The following is a 26,400-nucleotide window of genomic DNA, read 5'->3' as shown; positions in this document are numbered from 1 at the left end:
GTTGTGATTGCGATCATCGCGATATTGGCGTCCATGTTGCTGCCGGCCTTGAATCAGGCGCGGGAACGGGCGCGCGAAAGCAGCTGCAAGAACAATCTGAGGCAGATCGGGCTGCAGATCCAGATGTATGCCGACAACAACAAAGATCAGCTGCCCGAGGCGAGTGCGAAATCCAACGGCTGCAGCTGGGAACATCGCCTCGTGAACTCTCTGACGCAATATTCCGGCCGGGTGACGAAACTCTTCAAGTGCCCGAGCGATCAGATTCAGAGAACTGAGGCGGCACTTGCGGTCAGCACGCATCTGAAGAGTTACCGGTGCAACGGTTATCTCTGGGCAGACGCAAATTCCTCCTGCCTCAAGGGGGCTTACATGAAGACGAAGAACCGTCCGTCTCAGCTGATCTCGCTGATCTGTCAGCCGCATTCGGGGATGGTGTTCTACAGCGGGACGGCGGCGTTTCAGTATGAGTTCACCATGCCGGGATCGTCGACTTCCGGGCAGTGGACGCACGGGCCGAAAGGGACTTATCTGTTTCTCGGCGGCAACGTCGGAAACATCTCGTTCAACAGTGCGACGGTATCCGATTCAACGCTTTCAAAGCGTCATTGGCGCGCAAACAAGGCGGAGCATGAAGACTGACCTTGTCGGTTTTGCGGAATCATCATGGAAGCCAAAATCAATATCAATACCATTGCGAAAACCGCCGGGGTATCGACCACAACGGTGTCGAATTTCATCAACGGCACGGAAGTGTTCCCGCTCTCCCGCGATACGCGCGGCCGGGTTCGGGCCGCGATGCGCAAGTTGAATTACCGGCCGCACATCGGCGGTGTTCTGATCCGGCGCAGCGCGGCCGCCCGCCCCGGGAAAGTCGGATTTGTGATGGGGGAGGACTGCAGGCGGCCCGTGCTGTACACCGCGGGAATTCCACTTGTACAGCGGTTTCTGCGGGAGTTGGAAGTCGCGTTGACCGATCGGCTCAATATGGGGCTGGAGATCATCCGCGTGACTGACGAGGATTCGCGCGAGCAGTGGAATTCCCGGCTGCTCGATCTCGACTGCGTCATCAACTACGGGCAGCTTCACAGTTTGTTGTGCGACACACTCTCCCGCCGCAATCTGCCGATGATCGAGGTCTATTCCACCGCGGAATTCCGTCGGCACGGCGACTTCTCCGGTGTGGAGGAGGAGTTTGACTTCCTCTACTGGCGCAATGATCGGCAGATCGAAATGCTGTTCGACCACTTTTACCGGCTCGGTCGGCGCAGCTTCATCTTCGTTTCGAGCTGCAACGTGAAAGCGCTGCGGCCGGATTACTACGGGTATGATGCGGAGATGAAACTCGCGGGATTCAAGCGTGCCCTTGCGGCCCATCCCGATTGTACCGGGGTGATCCTGTCGCCCCGCAACTGCGGAAGTTTCAACATGTTCCGAGAGTTCAGCCTGACGCGGGAGCTGCTGATTCGCGAACGTGACGTTCTGGCCCGCGCCGATGCGGTCATCTGTCATAACGACATTGTCGCGCAGGGGGCCGCCGCTACGGCGCTTGAACTCGGATTCCGTCCGGGGGAGGAGATTCTCTTTTCGGGCGAGGGGGATTTCTGTGAGTTTCAGCACTGGCATCCCGCGATTCTGACCAGCAGCGTGGATTATGCGAAACTGACCGACCGGGTCTGTGAACTGATCCGGCAGCGGGAGAGCGACCGTTCCGGAGCCCCCTGCCGGATGGAGATCCCGACCATTTTGATTCAACACGGATGCAACTCAACCCCGGAGAATATGTGATGATGATGAAACAACGATTCGCCGCTGTTGCCGCCACGGTTTTTCTGGCTGCGGCCGAGGCTGCAACGCCGTCAGGTTTCTGGTTTGAGCGGACCGACCACTTTCTGACCCCGTCCGAATCGCTCTATTTCACCTATGATGCAGTCAAGGAGGATTCCCGTGATCTGGATTCCGGAGTGGAGTTCCGGGTGTTTGACATGATGAACCGGTCCGTGGCTGACGGCACGGTGAAAGAGTACGAAAAACAGGACGGCCTTGCGATCTTCCGACTGCTCGCGCCGGAACAGGTCGAAAAACTTCGGACCGGATGGCATACGCTTGAAATCCGCCCGGCAAAACCGGGGGCCGGGGAGTTTTTCCGGCAGAAATTCCATGTGCGCGGCGGTGAGTTCGGCCGGCGGGTCGTCTATCTGCTCGACAGTGTGACGCCGGAGGGGTTCGCTTTCTGGCTGAACGGCGCGGAGAATCTCATCGAGCCGCTGCGCAATTTCCCGGAGACGGGGAGGCCGGACTGCGTGGTTGTTTCCAGCTATTCCCCGCTGCCGGAGGAGAAGTTCAAGGCGCTGGAATCCTATGTGCGCAACGGCGGAATTGCCATCTTCTTCGGCGTGAACAACGCCCAGCTCGATGCGATGAATCCGCTTGTCCTCAATCGTGCCGATCTCTACCCGAAAAGTGCAAAACGCGACCGCAACGGCAAACTCGCCTATCTGCTGAACGTGAAACTCGCCGACGGAGCCGAACAACTTGCCGCTTCCGCCGACGGCGCACCGGAAATCGCGAGGAAATCGTTCGGTTCGGGCCGGGTGATCGCCTATTCCGGCGCGTTGAAGCCGAGTTCCGCCGAACTTGTCATGGCGTACGGACTCGGACTGGCTGCCGAACCGCGCGAGTTTCCGGTGTTCCGGGCGGCCGCGCCGGATGCGGAGGGATTCCGTGAGGGGATCAGCCGCAACAATTTCGGCCGGTTCGGGTGGCTGAACGATGACCGGGTGAATGCTCTGAGCATCCGTCCCGAACACACGTTCCGGATGTGGGATGTGGAGCAGGATTATTTCGGCGTGAGTTTTTCCGGCAGCCACAAGCCGGGCAAACTCGCGGCATTGAGTGCCAACTGGCTCGGAAAAAGCATGGTCGGTATCGGCGGCCGCTGGGGAAACGCCACGGAGATCGTCTGGGGACTCGGAACCCCGGGCGTTCTGCTGCGCAACCCGGATATGAAACAAGTTTCGATCGAGAGTCCGATGCTCGGATATCTCGCGTTTCCGGTCGCCGGCGGCACCCGAACCGTCGTGCTGGAACCCGGCCGGCCGGTCGACCTCGGGGATCTCGCTTCAAACTGGTTTCTCGTCTGGAACCGCGGGGGAAACTTCGACGCATGGCCGCTGCTTTTCACATTCAACCGCCGGGTCGCCAATGCGAGGATGGAGGGGAAACGGCTTGAAATCACCTTTGAAAAACGTGGAATCGATCTCTCGGTCATGCCGCTGGCGGGTGTCCGTCACTACACATCCGCCGAGACGGCCGCATGGCGCAAATCACTGCCGGAGGAACTCGCGCAGCGCTGTGCGAGCTGGAGCCGGAGACTCGCGGCCAGAACCGTCGGCTGCGTCGAACGTTACAAGCTCGACAAAGAGGCCGGGCGTGTCACGATCCGCAACGATTTCGACTACCTGACCTTGTCGAACGACTGGGGCGTGGAGGCCGAATTCATCGCGCCGGTGCCGCCGCTGCTGCCGCTTTACGCCGAGGTCGCGAAAGTCGATACCGGCGACGCCGCGGACGTCGATTTTGCGACGCTGTACGGGCCGATGCGGGCAGCGCCGGGGCGGCGTTCGGAGTATACGCTTCCGCTGCCGGACGTCGAATACCACATGCCGGTGGCGGCGGCGGATCCGCGGCTCGATCTCGCGGCGAACAAGGCGCTGTTCGAGCGGATCATCGAACACCTCAATGTGGTTCGGTTGCTCTACATCGCGCCCGGCTACAGCGTGGTGGAGCGGAAAAAGGAGCGCATCTATCCGGAACGCGAACTGCGCGAGGCGACCTCCTCGAAATCGGGATTCGAGGCCGCGGGCTGGAATTATATCGATCTGCACCGCACGCTCGGCGGCGTGACCGGCAATCTCATGTTCAAGCCCTATCTCGATGGCGTGCAGGGATACGATGAGGCGCGCGCCCGGCTGAATGAGAAGATCGACCGCAACATCCGGCGCGACATCGAATTCTTCCAGTACAAGACGTTCCTGCGCTACCGGCAGGAGCCGTTCACGGGGGCATGGACGCTGATGGCGTTCATCGCACCGGTCCGCTACAACGACGGATTCTGGATGTTCCACGACATGAATGAAACGGCGGGAATCTTCCTGGAGACGCTCGGTTTGTACAGCCGGATGGTCGGTGATCCGGTCTTTTTCGAGTCGAATGAACCGTACATCGATCTGTTCATGAGCAACTACCTTACCGGGAACGACTGGGCCTGGATGGCGTCGAACGCGGTCGAGTGGGGTATGGGGAACAACATCGACATGCTCAACGCCGAACTCACCGGCTGGTGCGGCATGGTGCGGATCAAAGAGGCGCTCGGACGGCCGGATGAAGCCGACTTCGGCCGTTACATGGCTGCGAAAGCGGCTGTCGCGACCGGGGCGCGGCTGAACCAGGCGAAGTTCTACAACTCGCTGAACTTCCCGGTCCCCCCCCATCTTGCGCCGGTCATTCACGAGATGGCCGATGCCGGACAGGCGGAACAGGGGGAGCGCTATCTGCCGCTCGGAGTCTCCCAGGGATACGGGGAGGGGTGGCCGTCGCTCTGGCCGACTTCGATCTCCAAACGGCTGCTGAAACATTTCGTCGACGGCAAGGATTTTTACAGTACGAGCAAAGGTGTGCCGTTTGAACTGCTGAATTTCTACCGGTCGAACAGGAAGCTCACGGCATCGCTGCGCAGCTACGAGGATCAGTTCCGCGATCTGGCATACCGGACCGGCGCCCCGTATCTGTACAGCCGCATTGCGGGCAACGCTTCGATGCAGCACCCGTATGACCGCGCCGATATCGAGCGCATGCTGTTCCGGACGCTTTCGATGCCGGGCTGTTCCGGGAAAAATCTCGGAGCCGGGGTCGCGGACTGGGAACTTCCCGCCATGGTGAATCTGCTTTCCGTTCTGGTCGAGACCGCCGGGGAGGACCGTTCCGCGCAGTATGTCCCGGCCGGGGACGAGCGCGCGGGAGCGATCCGCTGGGAGAGCGCCGGACCCGGGGCGAAATTCGCGGTCGTCCGGATCGACGCGGAACCGGAAAACGTAGCGGACGGCGCGGCGGCAATGCGGTTTGAATTCGCTCCTCCCGTGGCGGGAGCCGATTCCGCCGTGTTCACCCGGTTTGACCGGGCAGCGGTTCCGGCGAAGAAGTGCCGTGCAGTGAGCTTCCTCGTGAAGTCGGAGACCCCGGGCGCGCTGCGTCTGGTTCTGCCGAACCATGACTGGAGTCGCCGCAGTTCCGCCCTGATCCCGCTCGGCGAAGCGACGAAAGGGTGGACGCGCGTCCGGCTCGAATTCGACCGCGACCTGAATATGGCGAAAAACCGCATGACGGTTGCCGACCTGCGCGGAGAACTCTTCTTTTTCAACGGTGGAGATACCGCGGTGAAAGCGTATGTCGACGATCTGCGTTTCGAGCCGTAGAACGACCATTTCCGATCCGCCGGATTGCGATTCGGCGGATTTTTTTGTTTCCGGCTTTGAAAACCGGGGAAATCGGCGTTATCTTATACGATATGAACAGGAATCTTTTTTCAACGATGATATGCGCCGCTTTCCTTGCTGCGGCTGTGTCCGGGTGCGGGAAATCGCATCCGGCTCCGCCGTCGGAACGCAACGGGTTGATTCTGCGCTTCTTCAACAGCATGCAGGCCGGAGACGCCGCCGCCGCTTCGGAGCAGGGCGAAAAGCTGCGGCGCATGGATGCCGGCAACGAATATATCGGGAAACTCATCACCATTCAGCAGAGCAACGCATTTCTGCAGCGTGCCCAGAGCGAGGTGAATGCGGGAAATCTCGATCGCGCGCTGGAGGCTCTGAACGAAGGAACAAAGACCTATCCGGCCAATCGCGATCTCGCGCGGCAGCGGGCGCGGGTCCGGCAGCTGCGCAATGCCGAAATGCTGCTGCGCGAACTGCGCGAGGCGAAGAATTCCGCTTCGATGTCGGCAGCCCTGACGGCGGCATCGACCGGCCTCTCATCGAATATGACGCCGAAACTCCGGGCATACCTTGAAAGTTACAAACGCCGCATCGCCGTCGTCGCCCGCGAGGAGGCTGCCCGCAACGCCGTCGAACCGGCCGTCGGTTCCGCGGGGAAATAGACGGGAGTTTCGTATGGTGCGGCTGTCGGTCATGGCTGTACTCCTGGGGTGTGTGCTGCCGCTTTTCGCCGCGGGGGAATTCGATTTTCTCCCTGAAATTGTCGCATCGGTCAACGGCGAAGTGATCACGCGCGACAAGGTCGTCGCCCGGTTGCGGAAAAACGGCGTCCGATCCGCCGCGGAGGGCGAGCGCGCAATGCTGACAGCAGCTGCGAAAAGCGCGGCCGAAACCGAAATTTACTTCTATTTGCTCGGACGGCTTCTGGCCGCCGAGGGGATCTCGCCATCCGGGGAGGCCGCGGCGAAAAAACTCCGGGAGTTGGAGCAGGCAGTTCCGGCGGGAGTTCCGGACGGCGTCCGCGGGGAACTCCGGAAACTGGCATCGTCCGAACATTTCCGCTGGAATGTCGCTCTGCAGGAGTATCTCGGCAAAGTCGCACCGGAAGTCATCGCCGTCTCTCCCGTCGAGATCGAACAGCGTTACCGGATCAACCAGGAGCAGTTCCGGCTGCCGGAGCAGTATCAGCTCGGGGTGATCCGCGTGAAGAAGAGCCGCCCGGACGCGAGGGAGGTCGCGGAAGCGGCCCGGGCCCGGCTGCTTCAGGGGGAGGATTTCGACCGGGTTGCCTCCGAGACGGCTCCCGATGCGGAGCCGCTTCCGGATGCGGAACTGCTTGAGATTCTCAAACAGGGAGATCCGGCGCTGCCGGTCAATACCGTGAGCCGGATTCTCGAGAATGAGGACGCATATTTCCTCATCAAGATCAAATCGAAGACACCGGGACGGTTTATCCCGCTGGAACAGGTCGCGCCGTACCTGCAACTTCAGCTTGCTTCGGAGAAAGCGGGCCGGGCGCTGGAACTGCTTTTGCGCGAGGAGCTGCGCAAGGCGAACATTCAATTTTTCATCGAGTAATTCACAGGGGGTGACATGAGCGAGGTTATCATTTCCAACGGTGCGATTCGGATCGACGGCGTTCCGACGCAGATCATTTCCGGAACCATTCACTATTTTCGCGTCTGCCGGGAACAGTGGGCGGACCGGATCGCCAAGGCGAAGATGATGGGGCTTGACGCGATTGAGACCTATGTCTGTCACAATCTGCACGAACCGGAGCCGGGGAAATTCAACTTCTCCGGCATGCTGGATCTGGAGGCGTTCCTCGACGAGATCGAACGTGCGGGACTTTACGCGATCGTGCGGCCCGGTCCGTATATCTGCGCGGAGTGGGAGAACGGCGGACTGCCCGCATGGCTCTGCGCCCGGCCCGGCGTGGAGTTCCGCTGCATGAATCCCGTGTTTCTCGAGGCGGTCGACCGCTTTTTCGACGAACTTCTGCCGCGAGTGAAAAAGCATCTCCACACCGCCGGCGGTCCGGTCATCATGATGCAGATCGAGAATGAGTACGGCAGCTACGGCAACGACAAACCGTATCTGGAACATATGCGCAGCGCATTTCTGCGGAACGGGATCGACGTTCCGCTCTTCACCTCGGACGGGCCGGAGGACTGGATGATCCAGGGAGGTACGCTGCCCGGCTGTTTCCAGACGCTGAACTTCGGCAGCCGCGCGGAAGAGTCGTTTGCGAATGGCCGCAGGTATCGGCCCGACGGTCCGGATTTCTGCATGGAGTTCTGGAACGGCTGGTTCGACCACTGGGGGGAGGAGCACCATACGCGCGCGCCGCAGGATGCGGCCGCGGAACTCGACGTGATGCTGCGGAACGGCGCCTCGGTCAACTTTTACGTTTTCTGCGGTGGAACGAACTTCGGGTTCACCGCCGGGGCGAACGGAAACGGCGACAAGCCGGGAGATTACGCGCCGACCGTAACCAGTTATGACTACGACGCTCCGCTTTCGGAGTGGGGAGATCCGACCCCGAAATTCTTTGCGTTTCAGGAGGTGATCCGCCGTTATCGTCCCGAGGCGCCGTTCGGCACGCCGGAGCCGGTGCGCAAGGCCGCCTACGGAAAAGTCGCGCTCACCGCGAGTGCGCCGCTGCTCGGAGAGCTCGACCGCCTCGCGGAAAAACACGAATCGGTCCGGCCGCCGACGATGGAGGCCTGCGGCCAGAGTTTCGGATTCATTCATTACCGTACCCGGCTCACCGGTCCGTTCCGGGACCGGCTCTACTTCCCGGAAGTCCATGACCGGGTGACGGCCTACGTCGACGGGGTCTATCTCGGAGCGGTCGGCCGCAATGACGCGGACCGGTTTCTCCCGATTGAAGTCGGACCGGACGGCGCGACGCTCGATCTGCTCGTCGAAAATCTCGGGCGGATCAACTACGGACCGCTGGTCGGGCGCGACCCGAAAGGGCTTCCGCTCGGCGTCGGCATCTGCTGGCAGATGCTGAGTCATTTCGAGGTGTGGAATCTCGAACTCGACAACCTCGATCAAGTTCGCTACGGAGCCTTCGGGGAGACGGAGAATCTGCCGGCATTTCATCGCGGAGAGTTTGAGATCGACACGCCCGCCGATACGTTCCTCGAGTTTCCCGGCGTCAAGGGTGTGGTCTGGATCAATGGATTCAACATCGGGCGGTACTGGAACATCGGTCCCGGCAACACGCTCTACGTGCCGGCTCCGCTGCTGAAGCCGGGACGCAACGAGGTTGTCGTGCTCGAACTCCACAAACTCAAGGAGTCCGCCGTGCTTTTCACCGATCGGCCGCAGCTCGATTGAGTCGGCGGTGTTCGCGCGGGGAGCGGCCGTACCGGCGGTGGAAGAGTTTGGTGAAGTAGTTGCTGTCGGGGAATCCGTTCCTCAAGGCGATCTCCGAGATCGGCAGCGCGCTTTTTTCGAGCTGTTCCCTGCCGTGCTCGAGCCGGAATTCGAGCAGGTAACCGATCGGCGTGCTGGCGAACGCATGGCGGAACAGCCGGATGAGTGTGCTCTTGGAGCACCCCCCCAGCGCGGCGAGTGTTTCGAGCGTGATCGGCTCGGCATAGTGCGATTCGATGTAATCGACGACCCGGGAGAGCCGTTCAAATTCCCCCTCGACGGCTTCCGGCTCTTCCGGGCAGGTCCGGCAGACGAGCCCGAGCAGCGTCATGAAATGAAGCCGGACGAAATATTTCCATCCCGGAGTCCGGCGCTGCTGCTCCAGTACCATCGCTCCGATCAGCTCTTCCGCGCGCCGCATTCCCGATTCGGTGAGCTGGATGCCGCCGCGTTCGGAATGGAACTTCCGGATGCGGCTGCCGGGCGAAAAGAGCAGATGGTATCCCTCCGTATCGGCGAGTTCTCCGAGCGGCAGCTGCAGTTCCGCGGGAATGAACAGCATATTTGCGATCTCGAGACCGTTGACGTTGCAGTAGGTGTGCATGACCCCCGGGCGGATCAGAAACACGTCGCCGCGCCGGATTGGAAACTCCCCTCCCTCCGTAAGGTGGATGCCGCTGCCGCGCCGCACCAGTACGAGTTCATGAAAATTATGAACGTGCAGAACGTCGTTCGGCTGCCGGAAGTGGAAAACCCGCAGCGGTACGTCCGGCATGATTTCTGACCGGTCGAGAACCCGGATCGGATCGGTCTGCATGGTGGTATTTCTCCTGTTTTGATCATAATATACCTGTTATTGCTCATTTAATCAAGGTTTTTGGCGCTGTTGTGTCGTATACTTTATGCGCGTAACGGGTATTGTTCCGGTAAATCGAGGAAAGATCATGAAACGAATCACCTATGCCAATTCCATGGCGGATGAGCGTGTCCGCCGATATGTTCCGCCGGTGCGGGTGGTCCGGGAGTCGGGTGGAGTCAGGGATTCCGCCGCGCTGACCGGGCGGCCGCATATTCAGAGTTTTGTACATTTCGATCCGCGGATCTGTCTGCTGCCGCCGGGGAGCGAACTCATTCTCGACTTCGGCGTGGAGCTCAACGGGGCGCTGATGGTGACGACGGGTGACATGGAACTTTCGCACGTCCGTGTTACGTTCGGGGAGTCGGTTTCCGAGACGCTCGGGACGCCGACGCAGGATCATGCGATTCATCAGGAGACGCTTCAGCTGCCGAAACTCGGTCAGGTCTGTTTCGGCCAGACCGCGTTCCGGTTCGTCCGGCTCGAAGTCCCCGCCGAGGCCGGGGCCGTCGCTCTGATCGGAGTCGATGCGATCGCGATTTACCGGGACTGGGAGTATCGCGGCGCTTTCCGTTCCGACGACGAACGGCTGAACCGGATCTGGGAGACCGGTGTCTACACCGTTCATTTGAACTGTCAGGAGTTCATCTACGACGGCGTGAAGCGGGACCGGCTGGTCTGGATGGGGGATCTTTACCCCGAGATCCGCACGCTGCTCGCCGCTTTCAACGAAACCGCGTTGATCGAGAAGAGTCTCGACTTCATTCGCGATCATACTCCCGAAGACCAGTGGATGAACGGCGCGTCGAGCTATTCATGCTGGTGGATCATCAGCCAGCGCGATCTTTATCTTTATCGCGGCAACTATGCCTATCTGAAAGAGCAGAAAGGCACGTTGACCCGACTGCTGAACCGCCTGTTCGCCTGCGTGGGCAGCGACGGGGCGGAAACGCTCACGGAGTGGCGTTTTCTCGACTGGTCCACGGCGGACGACGACAAAATCAAGCATGCCGGACTTCAGGGACTGCTTGCCTGGACGTTCGACTGCGGCGCGGATCTCGCGTCGGAACTGAATGACCCGCGGCTCGCGCTGCGCTGTCGCGTCGCCGCGTCGAAACTGCGCAGTTGCGTCCCGGATTGCTGCGGCAACAAAATCGCCGCGGCCATGCAGATTCTCGGCGGCGTCGCCGAGGCGGAAAAACTCAATGCGGAGATCCTGCGGAACCGCCCCGATCGCGGCATCAGCACGTTTTACGGCTATTTCGTTCTGCTGGCCCGTGCGGCGGCGGGAGACACCGCCGGCGCGCTGGAGGTGATCCGCAACTACTGGGGCGGAATGCTCGACTTCGGAGCGACGACGTTCTGGGAAGATTTCGATCTAGACTGGACACGCAACGCATTCGGCATCGATTCGCTCCCCGTCCCCGGGAAAGATGACATTCACGGCGACTTCGGCAAGCACTGCTACCGGGGGCTGCGCCACAGTCTCTGCCACGGCTGGGCGGGCGGACCCGCGGCGTTCCTCACGGAAAAGGTGCTCGGAATCCGCCCGGTCGCCCCGGGATTCACGCAGGTGCGGATCTCCCCCGAACCGGCCGGGCTCAAGCGGCTCGAGGGAGCGCAGCCGACCCCGTTCGGAGAGATCGAACTCTCACTGCGCGTGGTCGGAAACAAGGTGCGCAGAACCGTGAAGCTTCCTCCGGAGGTCCGCGAACTGCCCTGAGAAGCTGCTCAGAAATCGAACGGCGACTTCCGGCGCGCTTCGACCGCCTGCCGGATCGCCTCTTTCAGATTCCCGAGTTCGCCGTTCCCCGCGCTGACGGGGATGATCTCGAAGAGTTCATGCGCGAGTTCGGCCCGGAGAAGTTCGAGGTTCTCCGCCGCTCCCGGCAGGTCCATTTTGTTCGCCACGATGATCGTTGCGCGTTTCGAGAGACCCGGCATATAGAGTTCGAGTTCCTCGCGCAGATGGGCGAGGTCCTCCCACGGGGTGCGTCCGTCGACACCGCCCATATCGAGCACATAGGCCAGCAGCGTGGTACGCTCGATGTGCTTGAGAAATGCGTGCCCGAGCCCGACGTTTTCATGTGCTCCCTCGATGAGTCCCGGAATGTCCGCCATCGTGATCCGGGTGAAGTCCGGATATTCGATGACGCCGACGACCGGGTGCAGCGTCGTGAACGGATAAGGAGCCACTTTCGGCCGCGCTGCCGACACCGCGCGCAGCAGCGTCGATTTCCCGGCATTCGGATACCCGACCAGTCCCACATCCGCGATGGTTTTGAGTTCGAGGACGATTTCGCGCTCCTCGCCCGGTTCTCCCGGCTCCCACTCGCGCGGGGCGCGGTTGGTCACCGTCACGAAACGCGGGTTGCCGCGTCCGCCGCGTCCGCCGCGGGCGACCACGATTTTCTTGCCGGGTTCGTCCATATCGGCGATGAATTCCCCGGTCCGGCGGTCGGTCACGATGGTTCCGACCGGGACTTTGAGTGTGATATCCGGCGCTTTGCGTCCGTGCATGTTCGAGCCGCGGCCGCCGGGTCCGTTCGCCGCCTGATAGTGGCGGTTGTAGACGAGGGACTGCAGACTCTGTTCGCTGTTCGTCGCCTCGAGGATCACATTGCCGCCCGCGCCGCCGTCGCCGCCGTCCGGGCCGCCGCGCGGGACGAATTTCTCCCGGTGGAAACTGCAGCAGCCGTTGCCGCCGTCACCGGCTTTCACCGTAATGGTCGCTTTATCTACAAACATCTCCGTCCTTTCCTCAAAGACGATTCCTCATTCACGAAAAAGCCCCGAAGAACACAATCCTCCGGGGCTATGCTTTCAGACTTCAGCCTGATTCGGTACGCGATGGCGGGATTACTCGGCCGCGACCGGAACGATGCTGACCTTGCGCTGCGTCTTACGGAACTCGACGGTCCCGTCGCAGAGCGCGAAAAGCGTGAAATCACGGCCGACGCCGACATTCTCCCCCGCATGGAAACGGGTGCCGCGCTGACGCACGATGATCGAACCGGCGGAAACGGTCTCCCCGCCGAACGCCTTAATTCCCAGAAACTTCGGATTGCTGTCGCGGCCGTTGCGGCTGCTGGACTGACCTTTTTTATGTGCCATTTTGTCGATTCCTGTTTTATGTTAAGTTTCCAACAATCATCAAGTGTCGAACAATTACAATACCACAGTTTTGTGAAAATGCAAATCCCAATCGGAAAAATTATTTTTTTTCTGCGTCCGGCGGAGTTGCGAAGGTGCGCCGGAGGCGGTATATTACCTCATTACACAAGAGGTTTTGATACGATGACATTCATGCAGGCGTTCCGGAGATTCGTCCGCTATTACCGCCCTTACCGGTGGCTTTTCTACTTTGACATGGTCTGCGCGCTGGCGGTTTGCGCGATCGATCTGGCGTTTCCGCAGATTCTGAATCTGCTGACCAAAGAGCTTTTTCTCGAGGAACCCGCGGTGATCCTCGGCGCGCTCTGGTACATCGGCGCGGGGCTGCTCGCGATGTACATCATCCGGTACGGCTGTCAGTATTTCATCACGAGCTGGGGACACATCATGGGGGCGCGCATGGAGAGCGACATGCGCCAGGATCTGTTCAACCACTATCAGCGGCTCTCGTTCACCTACTATGACCGCAACAACACCGGTGAGATGATGTCGAAGCTCGTGAGCGACCTCTTCGACATCTCCGAACTCGCGCACCACGGTCCGGAGAATCTTGTCATTTCCACCCTCAAGATCGTCGGCGCATTCACGATCCTCATGTTCATGAATGTGCCGATGACGCTGCTGCTGCTTGCGGTAACGCTCGTGATGGTGGTTTTCAGTCTCTCCAAGAATCGCCGCATGCACCGGATTTTCATGGACAACCGGCGCAAGATCGCCGCCGTGAACGCGCGCGTCCAGGACTCCCTCTCCGGAATCCGGGTCGTGAAGTCGTTCGCGAACGAGGAGGTCGAATGCGGCAAGTTCGACGAATGCAACCGCCGTTTTCTCGACTCCAAGACCGACAGCTATAAAATCATGGGCAGTTTTCACGCCGGCAACAGTTTCTTCCAGGGGCTGCTCTACACGCTTGTGCTCGTTTCCGGCGGCTATTTCATCGCGAAAGGGAAACTCGAGCCGATGGCGCTCGCGATCTACGCATTGTACATCGGGATCTTCCTGAATCCGATCGAAGTGCTCATCAACTTCACGGAACAGTTCCAGCGCGGTTATTCGGGCTTCAAGCGGTTCATGGAGGTGATCCAGACCCGCCCGGAAATCGTCGACGCGCCGGACGCGAAACCGCTGGCCGAAGTGCGCGGACACATCCGTTACGACCACGTGAGTTTCCGTTACGGTCCGGAGGCGGAGGTTCTTTCCGACATCAGCATCGACATTCCGCCCGGGCGGACGGTTGCGCTCGTCGGTCCCTCCGGCGGCGGGAAAACCACGCTCTGTTCGCTGCTGCCGCGATTTTACGATGTGACCGGAGGCTCCGTCGAGATCGACGACCAGGATGTGCGCAGCGTGACGCAGCAGTCACTGCGCAGTGCGATCGGCATCGTGCAGCAGGATGTCTATCTCTTCTCCGGGAACATCCGCGAAAACATCGGCTACGGCAAGCCGGGCGCGACCGATGAGGAGATCATCGCCGCCGCGAAGCGCGCGAATATCCACGACTTCATCATGTCGCTGCCGGAGGGGTATGAGACGTTCACCGGCGAACGCGGTGTGCGGCTCTCCGGTGGACAGAAGCAGCGGATCGCGATTGCGCGGGTGTTTCTGAAAGATCCGAAGATCCTGATTCTCGACGAGGCGACCAGCGCGCTGGACAACGAGAGCGAACGGTTCATTCAGGCGTCGCTCGAGGAGCTGACCCGCGGGCGGACGACGATCGTGATCGCCCACCGGCTCAGCACGATCCGCAACGCCGACGAGATCATCGTGATCACGCCGGGAGGAATCCGCGAGCGTGGCAGCCATGCCGAACTTCTGAAGCTCAACGGGCTCTATGCGAAATATTACAATATGCAGTTCGAGGGGCTCGAGTGAGGTTTTTTTCGGATTTCGATTTGCAATCCGTCCCGGATGGCGCTATTTTGTGAGTGCGGACAATAGATATTCACGAACACGGGGGGAAAAGTCGGCGATGAAAGAGCGTGCTTTCACGGTTAAGAACAAGGCCGGCATCCATTGCCGTCCTTCGAGCGTGATCCTGAATGCGATCAACAAGGAGTTTCCATATCACACTTTCTGCGTGGTGACGGAGGACGGGCAGGAGACGGAGCTGAACAGCATTCTGACGCTGATTTCCCTCGGGCTCACCGTGGGGACCCGGGCCGTCCTGAAAGTCTCCGGACCCGACGAGGAGAAAGCCCTGCAGCGGATCGGCGACCTGTTTGAAAATGAGTTTGACTTCCCTCCCCGGTAGGGGGGCGGCGCTTCTGCGACGGATTCCGGCGCGCGGCTGGTTCTGGATTCTGCTGGCGGCGGGGATTCTGCTTCGCGCCGCTTATCTTCTGGAGTTCCGCGCGTCTCCGCTCTTCATTACGCCGGTCGGGCCTGACGTTCAGGAGTATTACGAGCGCGCGCTCGAGATCCTGAACGGATCGTTTTTCCCTGCCGGTGTGGATCATCATGCCCCGTTGTACAGCTGGGTGCTGGCGGGGATGCTGGCGCTGACCGACGGTTCGGTTCCGGCGGTCCGGCTGCTGCAGCTGCTGCTGAATCTCGGGGGATGGCTGCTGTTGTTCCGGCTGCTCTGCCGGATTCCCGGGATTCCGCGAAGGGTGGCGTGGACTTTTCTGGCGATTGCGATGCTCTATCCGGTCCCGCTGTTTCATCAATCGCAACTGGTTTCCGAATCGATTCTTCTGCCGTTCCTCGCCGGAGCGCTTTCGCTGCTTTATGCGGGGGATGCCGCGCCGGAGCGGCGGAAGCGGGGCGTCTGCTTTGCCGGGGCGGGGCTTTGTGCCGGTCTGGCGGCGATCACGCACCCGCTGACGCTCGCGTTCGGGGCGGCGGTGACCGTCTGGCTGGTGATCCGCAGGACGCCGCGCCGCGCGCTGCTTTTTGCCGTGGGAATCGCGGTCTGCGTGTTTCCCGTCGCGGCCGTCAACAGTTCCCGTGCGGGGCGGATGGTGCTGGTGCAGGCCGGAGGCGGATTCAATTTCTGGCTCGGGAATAACTCCGACGCCACGGGCGGCTGTTATCTGCGTCCCGGCCCGGAGTGGGAACGCCTTCATCTGGAGGCTGACCGCGAGGCGGCTGCGCGCGGAATTTCGGTTGAGAGACTCTGGCTCGGACGGGCGGGGAAATTCTGGATCGAAAATCCGGTCCGGGCGGTGCTGCTGGCCGGGAAAAAGGCGTTCCTGGTCTGGAGTCCGCGGGAGCTGATTTCAGGCGCGGATGCCGATGCGATCGTGCGCGGGACGCGGGTGATCTTTTACGGCTCGTGGCTGACGCTGCCGCTTTTCGCGCTGGCCTGGGTCGGGCTCATCCGTTGCCTGCGACGGAGGCGCGGCTGCTGCTGTTATTTCTATTTGCTGCTCTTTTCGATGTGGGCGGCACAGGTGCTGACGGTCACGTCGGGACGCTACCGGACGGCGATGATTCCGGCAATACTGCTTTTTTCCGCCGTCGGCGCAACGGAGCTGAACCGGAAATGGCGATTGATTTTTCCTGCGGCGTTTCTCGGGCTCTCGCTGATTTTCACGACCGAACTGCGGGAACTTGATGAGATGAGTTCGCTCTGCGGCGAGGCCGCCTACCGGCAGGGAGATTTCAACCGGGCCGTCCCGCTGCTGGAATATGCGATGCGTCACGCGGATTCCCCTGGCCGCTTTGAGAACCTGCTCGGGAGCATCGCCATGAAAAGCGGGCGTCTGGAAGAAGCGGAGCAGCGTTTCCGCCGGGCCGTCAAAGCCGAGCCTGAACGGGTCGAGGGCTGGATGAATCTTGCCAATGTTCTTTCGCGGGATCCCGGGCGTCTCTCGGAGGCGGAAGTGATCTACCGCCGGGCGGTCGCGGCGTTTCCGGACAACGCGGATCTCCCCTACAATTACGCTCTTCTGCTGCAGAATCAGGGGCGTTTCCCGGAGGCGGAACAGATGTTCCGGAAAGCTGTGACGCTGTATCCCGGTCACGCTCCGGCGTGGAACGGACTCGGGACGACGGCGATTCTTGCGGAGCGTCCGGCGGAAGCGATTCCGCTGCTGGAACGGGCGCATCGGATCGATCCCCGCAATCCCGGGTATCTCGGCAATCTCGTTTATGCCTGTCGGGCCGCGGGAGATGCTGCCCGTCTCGAGGTTTACCGTGAGCGGTTGGAGCGTCTGCAGGCCGGAGAAAAATGACAGAAATGTAATATCCGGTCTCTGTTTTTCCGGTTTTTCAGGAGCAGAGCGTTGGAAAAAAATGTAAAATAACAAAAATGGAATTGATCGGAATTGTAATAACAAAAATGTAGCTTTTTGCCGATTCTGCAAAAAAAACGGAGCGATATTTTGCCGTGAGATGAGGGGAATATTGTACTTGGCATGCTTTTTGCTACAACTTTTAAAAATATATTTCTGGCAAAATGCCGAATTCCAAATCACGAAAGGTATGTAAAATGAGCAAGTATGTGGAACGAGTTCTGGCCGGTCTGCAGCAGACGAACGGCAACGAAAAAGAGTTCATCCAGAGCGTGACTGAGGTTCTGGGGTCGCTCTCGAAGATGCTCGATGCCCAGCCGAAGTATGAGAAGAACAAGATTCTTGAGCGCATGGTCATTCCGGAGCGCGCGATCATCTTCCAGGTTCCGTGGGTGGACGACAAGGGTGAAATTCAGGTCAACACCGGTTATCGGGTGCAGTTCAACAGTGCGATCGGTCCCTACAAGGGCGGATTGCGGTTCCACCCGTCGGTGAACCTCTCGATTCTGAAGTTCCTCGGCTTCGAGCAGGTGTTCAAGAACAGTCTGACCACGCTGCCGATGGGCGGCGGCAAAGGCGGCTCCAATTTCGATCCGAAAGGCAAGTCCGACCGCGAGGTCATGGCGTTCTGCCAGAGCTTCATGCGTGAGCTCTTCCGCCACATCGGACCGTCGACCGACGTGCCGGCCGGTGATATCGGCGTCGGCGGGCGTGAGATCGGATATCTTTTCGGGCAGTACAAGCGCATTGTGAACAGCTACGACAGCGTTCTGACCGGAAAGGGTCTGAACTGGGGCGGCAGCCTCGTGCGTCCGGAAGCGACCGGTTACGGTGCGGTTTACTTTGCGGCTGAAATGCTCAAGACGCGCAGCCGCGGCTTCGACGGAGCCCGTGTTCTGATCTCCGGTTCCGGCAACGTTGCGCAGTATGCTGCGCAGAAAGCGACGCAGCTCGGCGGCAAGGTTCTCTCGCTCTCCGACTCGAACGGTACGGTCATTGACGAGGACGGCATTGACGCCGAGAAGCTCGCTTACGTCATGGAGCTCAAGAACGTCAAGCGCGGCCGCATCGCCGAGTACGTGACGAAATATCCGACTGCGAAGTATTACGAAGGGAAGCGTCCCTGGACGCTTGCGAAGTGCGATATCGCCATGCCTTGTGCGACCCAGAACGAGCTGAATCTCGATGAGGCGAAAGCTCTCGTCGCGAACGGCTGCATCTGCGTCTGCGAGGGTGCGAACATGCCGACGACGCTCGACGCGACTGAATTCCTGCTCAAGAACAATGTGCTCTTCTCGCCCGGCAAGGCTTCCAACGCCGGCGGTGTTGCCACGAGCGGCCTTGAGATGAGCCAGAATGCGATGCGTCTCTCCTGGAGCCGGGAAGAGGTCGATGCGAAGCTGCACGGCATCATGATCAACATTCACAACGCCGCGCGCAGTGCCGCCGCCGAATTCGGTGAGCCGGACAACTACGTGATGGGCGCGAACATCGCCGGTTTCCGCAAGGTTGCCGATGCGATGATCGATCTCGGCATCTGACCGGGGAAAAATCTCCCCTCTTCCCGGATTCATTTCCGGGAAGAGAAATGACGACGCGGAGTCTCTCTCAACGAAAGAAACTCCGCGTTTTTCTTTGCCGGGAGGAGTCAATAGATTCTGTAGGCTTTCCCCGGAACGTCGGAGGCGAGAACCAGCAGCAGCCGCTCGAGCGCGTGGGCGGTGGTTCCGTCCGGAGGAATCGGTTCAGCAGGAAAATCTTCAAGTGTGAGCGGCAGTGTGAGCAGACGTTGCAATGCTTCTGAACGAGCCCAGAACATGCTTCCGTGCGGGAAGTCGATGATCGGGAACTGCCGGATATCGAGATCGGTGTAACGAGAGAGCAGCCGCCCGGCCTCGTCGTAATTGCAGCTCCAGCCGGTCACGCTGTCGGGTTCCGCTTTCGGGTGGGAGGCGGGATATATCATTTTTCCGTCGCGCCGAAGCAGCGCCAGGATTCCAGACACCTGTTTCGGGGAGCCAAGGAGCAGCTGCAGAATCCAATCCCGCCATCCCCGCAGTGCCGGATCGTGGGGGCTGCATTTGGTGTGCAGGTGGCAGATGATGTCGTATTGGGTGAACTCCTTCCTCAGCATGGCCAGAAAGGGAGCCATGTCCCGTCCCCGGTTCGGGACCCGGTCAAGTTTGATCCGACCCACATTCGGCAGTGCAGAGCGGAATTCCTCTGTGGAAATTTCGTCCTCACAGCAGGATAAAAACAGATCGAACGGGCGGGGAATGTTGCGCAGTGCCCGGATGAACAGCTCTTTCATTTCCGGATAGAACAAGTGGAGATGGACGGCGATGCTGCCTGTGACCGGCTGTTCCTCCGGCAGTTGTCCGCTTGAGATTTCCTGGATTCCAAGGCGATCCCAACATTCTGTTCGGATGAGATTCAGGCGGGAGATGTTGAGCTCCATGCGTCCTTGGCCGGAACGTCCCTCCGCCGCACCGGATCGGATATAGTGCCAGAATGCGTTCGTTTCAGATTCCCGGATGTCCGGATTGGCCGCCAGATATTTTCCGGCATCAAAGAAGATACAGGGGGTTTTCCCCTCTTGTTCGCCGACTCGGACATAATGCCAGATCGGATGGAGCATCAACCGGGCAAATTTGGAGACGAGCGGTATTGAGCATTTCGCCAATGGCTGCCAGCGGGAGTGATTGCGGCTCTGTACGAAATCCGGATTGGATGCAAGATACCATCCTGTTCCGAACATCCCGCTGTTGCGTATTTTCCGTGTGATCTGCAAATCATGAAAGAAACGGAGTGCTCCAGTCTGGAGCTTTCTGCCGCTTTTTCGTGCCGGTCGGCTTGTGAGAGCATGTGTCTCCACTTATTCCTCGTTTCCTTCCTCCTGAAACGCCAATCGGAGTTTTTTACTGCTGATGATCCTTTTTTCTCTGATTTCAGCGAAAGCGCGATCCGCAAGCTGCCTGCGCAAAGAGACGTTCTCAATAACGCGGGCAAGGGCTTGTTCCCATGCCTCTTCGGAAAAATCAGCCAGCAATCCATTTTCCCCGTTTTCTACGACGGAATCATATACCAGCGGACTGCATACCATGCAGAGCCGGCAAATTCCGCCCTCCAGAAACTTCAGAGGACTTTTATATGCATTCAATCCTTTGCATGGATCAAGAGGTGCCACTCCGATGTCCATAGTCGCCGCCACTGCCCGGAACCATGGAATAAATTTATTGTAACTCATCACTGGAGGCGGAAGCGTCACCCACCCGGCAGCAGCCGGATCTTCATCTTTGCAGCCGCCGATCAGGAAGAATTGGACATCAAGCCGTTTCTTCATGGCCGGAATGATTCTGGAAATGACAGCCAGATCTCGATTGTGAGTAAAGCTCCCATAATAAACAACGTTGACTTTTCTGCGGTTGCGTTCAATCACTTCTGCACTTTTCGCGTCAAGCTGAGGCGTGGGGGTATCAAGCCATAAGTCACGATTCAGGCAGTTTGGTTTTAACATGATATTCGGATTGAAAGGCCGGAATGCCTCCATCAACGGCGGAACCGAAACGATCAGGCCGGCCGCGGCCCGGACCATTCGCTCCAAAGTTGGCCAGATCGCGTCCATCTCCGGAACCAGAAAGAGATGGTCATCCAATTCCATGAAGAATGGAATTCCGGCGGCATTGCATTTGGCCAGAAAACAACCGGTTTGTTCCGCCGGAATCGCGTCTCGGCAGACTACGATTGCATCATAGTGGGTGAAATCATACTGGGGCAAAGTGTCAGCATTGAGAATCTCTGCGCTCCTGCCCTCTTCCGTGTAAGCTTTGAGCCAGTCCAGCAACCTGACGTGGCTGCTGGCAAAATATGTACCCTCCTGTTTGCCTCTGCGGGGAATCGCACCCAGGCGACAACCGGGTTTCAGCAACGATCCGGCTCCTTTGTCTGGTCTTTTCCCGGTTGCAGGAACGGCAAAGCGGTCTCCCGTGAGCGTTCGCATACGGATCAGCTCAGGGATTGCTTCCAACGTTTTACATTCGCGTTCCAGTCGACTCCGCGGATGTTTTTTCAAAAATTTCTGCTGATTTTGCCGGCAGAGCTCCTGCCGGGTCGCGTGGCCGAAACTTTTCGATTTTGCATGGAAAACATAGGTGTCAACTGCCATGGCGGAAACGAAACCGGCATTCACTGCCCGGAAACACAGATCGTCCTCCTCACCATAACCGGTCGGAAAATTCTCTTCGTCGAAAAGACCGATCCGATCGAAGACAGCTTTTTTTACAAAGAAGCAGAAGCCATTGATCAACTGGCATTTAGGGTAAAAACCGGGGCGCGCCGTTTCTTCGCAGATCCGATCCGCATCTGCAATGGTTACTCCCGGCGGCAGGCTGTTGATGCAATAGCCGGAGCCCTCCCGCAATACCGGGATTGTCTGCCAGCTCGCCGCATTTGAAAGAGGACCCACAATGCCGATATCAGGGGAGCTTTCCGCACAGCGCACCAGTTTCCTCCACCAATTCGGCGGGACGATGGTGTCACTGTTCAGAAAAACCAGATAATCCGCAGAAGAGCTACGGGCCGCCTCATTGATCGATATGGTGTAGCCTCTGGCTTTTTCATGGATGATCAGCCGGATTTTCTCCGGAAAGGCAGCGACAAAATCCGTCAGAAATGCGGTCGTATCCTGATCGGAGCCATCGTTGACAAGGATGACATTCTGGCGGTTGCCGAGCGTCGGCATTACAGAAGCCAGGCAATTTTTCAGATCCGGCAGAGCATTGTGAACCGGGATGATCACGTCGAGTTTCGGGTCTCCGGTTGACAGCGCTGCTGCCCGGGCGGCAAGGTCGTCACTGATGGAGCGTCTGCGTTCGGAGATGAACCATGGATACCGATAGATCGAGGGGAACATCAGATTTTCATGGTTCTTGTGCATGAAATATGTGAAATCTGTGAGATTATACCGGGGACCATCTTCATAATTGTCAAATAATGGAGTATAGGAAAGATTATTTTTGAACAGAACATACATGATGCTGAGCTGATCGCGGCGGGACCCGTTCTCCAGCTCCTGCCACCACTCCGCGAACAGGCGAATGGAGCGCGGATCATTTGGTGCGGTCACGTAGATGTTTGTCTCCGGCAGTCCTCCTTTTTCCGGCAGGCCGGCTTCCCGGTAGCGTTCTATTTGTGCGTCAATGAGTTTTGCGTCATCCAACTGACTGCGGCTGCAGATCCGAGCCTCAATGTAGGTGCAATTACGTTCCGGATGCCGGATGGTCGCAATGGGATTTCCGCCGGTTTTGTAGGTTTCAATCAGCTTGTGAATGATGTTCCGCCGGATCAGTATGTTGCTGTCGATCCAGATCACATAATCGTATTGGCTGAAATAAGTGTGCGGATGAAGTTTGTAATAACGGGTGATGCGGGTGCGGTCCGCATTGAAATAATCCAGCGGCCGCATCTCCCACGGGTGTTCTCCCTCCAGAATGGAGTCGGAGAAGCAGATGTAATCGACTTCCGGATCAAGCTCTTCCGGGGTTGGAATGGAATCATATCCGCCTGCCATTGCGGTGTAGACTGCAATCCGGTTTCCCGGCCGTTTCCTGGCCTTGTATTCCCGAATTCGTTCCAGCAACAGCTGATCATCCACCGGCACGTAGGGTTCCGGAGGCGTTTCCGGTTCCGGTGGATAAACGAAAACCGATTTTAACGAATAACCCGCCAAGATCGGGATTGCTCCGAACATTCGCTCCACTGCATGAGCCGGCGAACCGTCCCAGCCTATTGTCCGACTGAAATCATCGTAAGATACGGGCAGAGTCAACAGCTTTTCCATTGCTTTCGTTCTTGCCCAGAACATCGAGCCCGCCGGAAAGTCAAACTTCTTCATCTCACTGAAGTCGAGGTTGACTCGTCGACCCAGTTCACAGGCCGCCTCGAGATTTCCTCCCCAGGCACCCCGGTCAAGAACGGCACTGAGGGCAACCAGAGGCGGTCGCGGATAGATCATTCCTGTCGAGGGATTTTTTTCAAATTCCGCGAGGATGTTCCTGACAAGCTGCTCCGAACCGAGCATGTTCCGCAATGCCAGCGAACGCCACGCAGCGCCGCCTCCACTCAAGTCCTTTTTGGTATGGAACTTGCAGATATAATCATACTGCATGCAGAGCATTCCGAACTCCACCAGGAATGGGCCGATGTCGCGTCCGAAGTTTTTAGCATGTGCCTGATGAACCTTGCGGCATTTCGGCAGTTGCTCTTTCAGAATTTGATCCGCCGGGAATGAGGAGTGTTCCGTCAGGGTAATGGCGATGTCGAATTCGTATGGAATGTTTTTCAGATACCCGATGAATTCCGGAAGCATATCCTCGTAAAACAGGTGAATGACAATGAGGATTTTCCCCGGTTTCCGAGGATTTGCCGTTGAAAGTGTCGTGATGTCACCGGGACGGTATGCTTTCAGGATTTTTTCCAGAGACATTACACGGGGAAAAACTGCGGGAACTATGGCACGTTGTTCCTTTTTTCCCCGTTTGAGATAGTGCAGCAGAGGATTCTCCACATTCCCGTTTTTAAGCAGATCCGGATTTTGCTCAAAATAATATTGAACATCGAACGCGGCGGATGGATTCCGCCCCTCTCTCCAGCCGGATTTCATGAAATGCCGGATCGGATCTGTTCCGCGGCGACGGATATCCGGGTTGTAGCGCAGATAGTAATCCGGATCGAAGAGGGGACTTTCTTTCAGCAGATGATAATCGCGGGCTTCGCTTTGTTTTTGCTCGTCCCGGGCCTCTTTCTGCTTCAGAAAAAGATAGAACGGGTTGAGATCCCGGGCAATCGCATCCGGATTCCGCTGTAGAAACTCCCGTGTATTGAAGCCCAGACAGGGATTTCTCCGCTCCGCCGCACCCAAAAGAACGTAGTGTCGAATCGGACTGACCATATATCGGGCAGCAAAGGAAAGGAGAGGTACATTGCGCAATTTCATCCAGAACGACGCATTTCTGTTCTCGGCAAAATCCGGATTCTGCTCCAGATACCATTGCGTATCGAAGAGTCCGCTTCGTTTGATCGCTCCAATCGCTATGAAAGCCCGCAGTTTGCGGCGCAATTCAAACCAGCGGGGCGGCAATTCCGCAGGTGCCGTTTTACGATGCTCTTTCTGACCGTGGTTCAGATAGTGCAGCAGTGGATTTCGACCTCTGGCCGCAACGTCCTTGTTGACGGTCAGATAGTAAAATGTCGAAAAACGGGGAGAGGGGTCTTTCTCCTCCCTCCAGCCGATGCGCAGATAGTGTTCCACCGGCAGCAGGCCGGATTCCGCCACTTCGGGATATCGTTTCCAATACCAGACCGCGTCAAAAAGATCTGACGATTCCAGCAATCTGCAATCGTCGGAGGACGGCTCTCGAACGTTCGTCTGGGAGCGGTCAAAAAGGCGCCGCAGGAAAGAGCCGAACCGCCAGAAGCGGGAGCTGACGATGGTGTAGTAGGAGGTCAGCAACCAGTGCAGACGCCTCCCCTGTTCTTTGAGAACCTCTTCCTGTTTGGCGTTTTTTCTGCTCAGATCCGCGCATTGGGTTTGTGACTCGGATAATTGTTTTTCCTGTTGCTCTTGTCTTTTCTGCATGGCTCGTTGTTCATTCTGCATGTCCGAGAGTTTCTCCTGAAGCTCCGTGCGCTGCTGTAAGAGGCTTCGGTTGTGCAGATTGGCTTCAGTCAGTGTGTTTCGGGTGCTGTCTAGTTCAATCTGAAGTTTCACAGACTTCTGTTCCAGATCGTTGTTCAGAAAGATTGCGTTGTTCAGAGAATCACGAATAAATTTAAGTTCCTGATGAAGTTTTCCGCACGTCTGTTCAAGATTTTGATTTTGCAGAAGTGTTTTATCCAGTTTTTGTTCCAGATCTGCATTCTTCTCCCGGAGTGCGATTTCAGTCATTTTCCGGATCACCAGATCGGCTTCCCGCTCTCGGGATTCCTGTTCCAATGCTGTCGTCTGCATTTCCTGCTGTTTGCAGCGTTCTGTCAGAATGGCACATTGATTTGCGAATTTCTTTCGTTCCTGAAGTGCCGCAGCCGTTTCCCGGGCGGCGTTCTGTATTTTGACCGGGCGACAGGAGAGACGCAGCCGGCCCGGTTGCCCGGCGGTGAGTTCCGGCAGGAACAACTGCGGATCATTTCCCAGTGTAACATAGAAAATGCGGTTCTCATGGGAGAGAAAATAAGAGCTTGCACAACCGCGGAAAGAATTGGGATTCCCATCCCATTCCCACAGGAGATTTCCGGCCCGGTCGAGAATCTGAATCCCTCCCAGTTCAAATGCCGCGGAACTCGCCCCGAGGTCGACGCGCAGAAAATGACCCGCTCCTTCCGGCAGTTCTACTTCCCACTCTTCGAGTGCAGAGTCCAGTACTTTCTGAACCTTGTGCTCCGAAAGGAAATGTACGGGATCATCGGAGAAGAAGACTTCGACTTTATGCAACGTACTTTGCGGAGTTGCGATTTTGTTTTCCAGCGCAGTGATTTTTTGTCGCAAGTCGGCATTGTCGGATTCGAGAAGCTCTCTCTCAAGGTCCGGGAGGGGTCTGCGGGAAACGGGAGCCAGGGCTTCTGCGATATTTCTCGGGTTGTTTTCCCGGATGTTGAGCAGGGAAACCTCTTCGGATTCAATGTCTCCGTATTTCAGCGGCATGAATTCTGCAACGATTTTTTCATAATTCTTTTCCAATGTGTCCGATTCCGGATGCAGACCGGTGATGATTGCCAGACCAGATGGTTTTACATTGACATTGGTGATTTTCAGATCGGGGCGATATTTCTTCAGACCGAGAATCAATTTGAATACATCGCCGCACCAGGAACGTGTGGTTCGTTCCCGAGAGCTCGCGACAGCGTTGATCGGGATCGTATCATGGAGCAGAATCACCGAATCCGGTGTTGCAAATCTCTCGATATGGATGAAGTCGCGCAAACTGAATTCAAATAGATGCATGCCATCGATAAATGCCAGATCGATCTTCCGTCCATTCAGGATTGTATCGGCTTTTTCCTGAAAAAAACGGTCGCTTGTACATTGGAAAATCTCCGCATCCGGATTCAGAGGAAAGCGGATGTCCGGACTGGGGTCAACCCCGAAACACTTTGTCGTTCTGCATGCCAGATTCATTGACTGGCCGTGTTGAACTCCTATTTCAAGATAAGTTCCGGGGGTCAGCAATGCGTGAATATTCGCAAGCAGAGGATAGTGTTCCAT

At 58.0% G+C, this 26,400-nt stretch carries 16 protein-coding genes; 11 read left to right on the top strand and 5 right to left on the bottom strand.

The features are described 5' to 3' along the window. From Q0J85_RS09810 to Q0J85_RS09785, 6 genes are all read left to right on the top strand, one after another. The coding region (locus tag Q0J85_RS09810) for a type II secretion system protein (RefSeq protein ID WP_294480918.1) at positions 1-642 on the top strand (642 nt) is incomplete at its 5' end. Between the two features lie 24 nt (positions 643-666). Continuing rightward, positions 667-1,788 (top strand): LacI family DNA-binding transcriptional regulator, encoded by a 1,122-nt coding sequence (locus Q0J85_RS09805; protein ID WP_294480917.1) that lies wholly within the window; start codon positions 667-669, stop codon positions 1,786-1,788. Continuing rightward, entirely contained in the window at positions 1,788-5,474 is a 3,687-nt protein-coding gene (locus tag Q0J85_RS09800) for a hypothetical protein (RefSeq protein WP_294480916.1), read from the top strand. Before Q0J85_RS09805 ends, Q0J85_RS09800 begins: the two co-directional genes overlap by 1 nt. A 116-nt stretch (positions 5,475-5,590) precedes the next feature. Beyond that, positions 5,591-6,154 (top strand): tetratricopeptide repeat protein, encoded by a 564-nt coding sequence (locus Q0J85_RS09795; RefSeq protein ID WP_294480915.1) that lies wholly within the window; start codon positions 5,591-5,593, stop codon positions 6,152-6,154. A 13-nt stretch (positions 6,155-6,167) separates the two neighbouring features. Then, a complete protein-coding gene (locus tag Q0J85_RS09790) occupies positions 6,168-7,070 on the top strand; it encodes a peptidyl-prolyl cis-trans isomerase (RefSeq protein WP_294480914.1) in 903 nt (300 codons plus the stop codon). A 15-nt stretch (positions 7,071-7,085) separates the two neighbouring features. Next, complete coding sequence (locus tag Q0J85_RS09785) at positions 7,086-8,840, top strand: beta-galactosidase family protein (RefSeq protein WP_294480913.1); 1,755 nt, start codon at positions 7,086-7,088, stop codon at positions 8,838-8,840. Here Q0J85_RS09785 and Q0J85_RS09780 read toward each other — a convergent pair. Then, positions 8,815-9,696 carry an AraC family transcriptional regulator gene (locus tag Q0J85_RS09780; RefSeq protein ID WP_294480911.1) on the bottom strand — a complete coding sequence of 294 codons (882 nt, stop codon included), beginning with the start codon at positions 9,694-9,696 and terminating at the stop codon, positions 8,815-8,817. The genes Q0J85_RS09785 and Q0J85_RS09780 overlap by 26 nt on opposite strands. A 127-nt stretch (positions 9,697-9,823) precedes the next feature. Between Q0J85_RS09780 and Q0J85_RS09775 the strand changes: the two genes are divergently transcribed. Next, positions 9,824-11,458 (top strand): alpha-L-rhamnosidase C-terminal domain-containing protein, encoded by a 1,635-nt coding sequence (locus tag Q0J85_RS09775; protein ID WP_294480909.1) that lies wholly within the window; start codon positions 9,824-9,826, stop codon positions 11,456-11,458. Positions 11,459-11,466: 8 nt separating this feature from the next. Here Q0J85_RS09775 and obgE read toward each other — a convergent pair whose 3' ends face one another. Then, on the bottom strand, positions 11,467-12,483 hold the full coding sequence (gene obgE, locus Q0J85_RS09770) for a GTPase ObgE (protein ID WP_294480908.1): 1,017 nt from the start codon (positions 12,481-12,483) through the stop codon (positions 11,467-11,469). A 111-nt stretch (positions 12,484-12,594) separates the two neighbouring features. Beyond that, positions 12,595-12,849, bottom strand: a complete 255-nt coding sequence (gene rpmA / locus Q0J85_RS09765; protein ID WP_294480906.1) for a 50S ribosomal protein L27 — start codon at positions 12,847-12,849, stop codon at positions 12,595-12,597. A 192-nt stretch (positions 12,850-13,041) separates the two neighbouring features. Here rpmA and Q0J85_RS09760 point away from each other — a divergent pair, with 192 nt between their 5' ends. The 4 genes from Q0J85_RS09760 (at position 13,042) to gdhA (ending at position 18,682) form a co-directional block, all read left to right on the top strand. Next, positions 13,042-14,778, top strand: a complete 1,737-nt coding sequence (locus tag Q0J85_RS09760; RefSeq protein WP_367274631.1) for an ABC transporter ATP-binding protein — start codon at positions 13,042-13,044, stop codon at positions 14,776-14,778. A gap of 97 nt (positions 14,779-14,875) precedes the next feature. Beyond that, a complete protein-coding gene (locus tag Q0J85_RS09755; protein WP_294480902.1) occupies positions 14,876-15,157 on the top strand; it encodes an HPr family phosphocarrier protein in 282 nt (93 codons plus the stop codon). Next, complete coding sequence (locus Q0J85_RS09750; protein WP_294480900.1) at positions 15,132-17,081, top strand: tetratricopeptide repeat protein; 1,950 nt, start codon at positions 15,132-15,134, stop codon at positions 17,079-17,081. Before Q0J85_RS09755 ends, Q0J85_RS09750 begins: the two co-directional genes overlap by 26 nt. 257 nt (positions 17,082-17,338) lie before the next feature. Continuing rightward, positions 17,339-18,682 carry an NADP-specific glutamate dehydrogenase gene (gene gdhA, locus Q0J85_RS09745; protein ID WP_294480898.1) on the top strand — a complete coding sequence of 448 codons (1,344 nt, stop codon included), beginning with the start codon at positions 17,339-17,341 and terminating at the stop codon, positions 18,680-18,682. Between the two features lie 107 nt (positions 18,683-18,789). On the opposite strand, the gene Q0J85_RS09740 is transcribed toward gdhA, so the two are convergent. Beyond that, complete coding sequence (locus tag Q0J85_RS09740) at positions 18,790-19,899, bottom strand: rhamnan synthesis F family protein (protein ID WP_294480896.1); 1,110 nt, start codon at positions 19,897-19,899, stop codon at positions 18,790-18,792. 117 nt (positions 19,900-20,016) lie between these two features. After that, the gene (locus tag Q0J85_RS15480) at positions 20,017-26,313 is read right to left on the bottom strand and encodes a rhamnan synthesis F family protein (protein WP_367274630.1); all 6,297 of its coding nucleotides are present in this window, start codon (positions 26,311-26,313) and stop codon (positions 20,017-20,019) included. Positions 26,314-26,400 lie beyond the last annotated feature (87 nt).

Origin of the sequence: uncultured Victivallis sp. (assembly GCA_944389935.1) — a bacterium.
GTDB lineage: Bacteria > Verrucomicrobiota > Lentisphaeria > Victivallales > Victivallaceae > Victivallis.
This window is presented reverse-complemented; position numbering and strand designations above follow the sequence as displayed.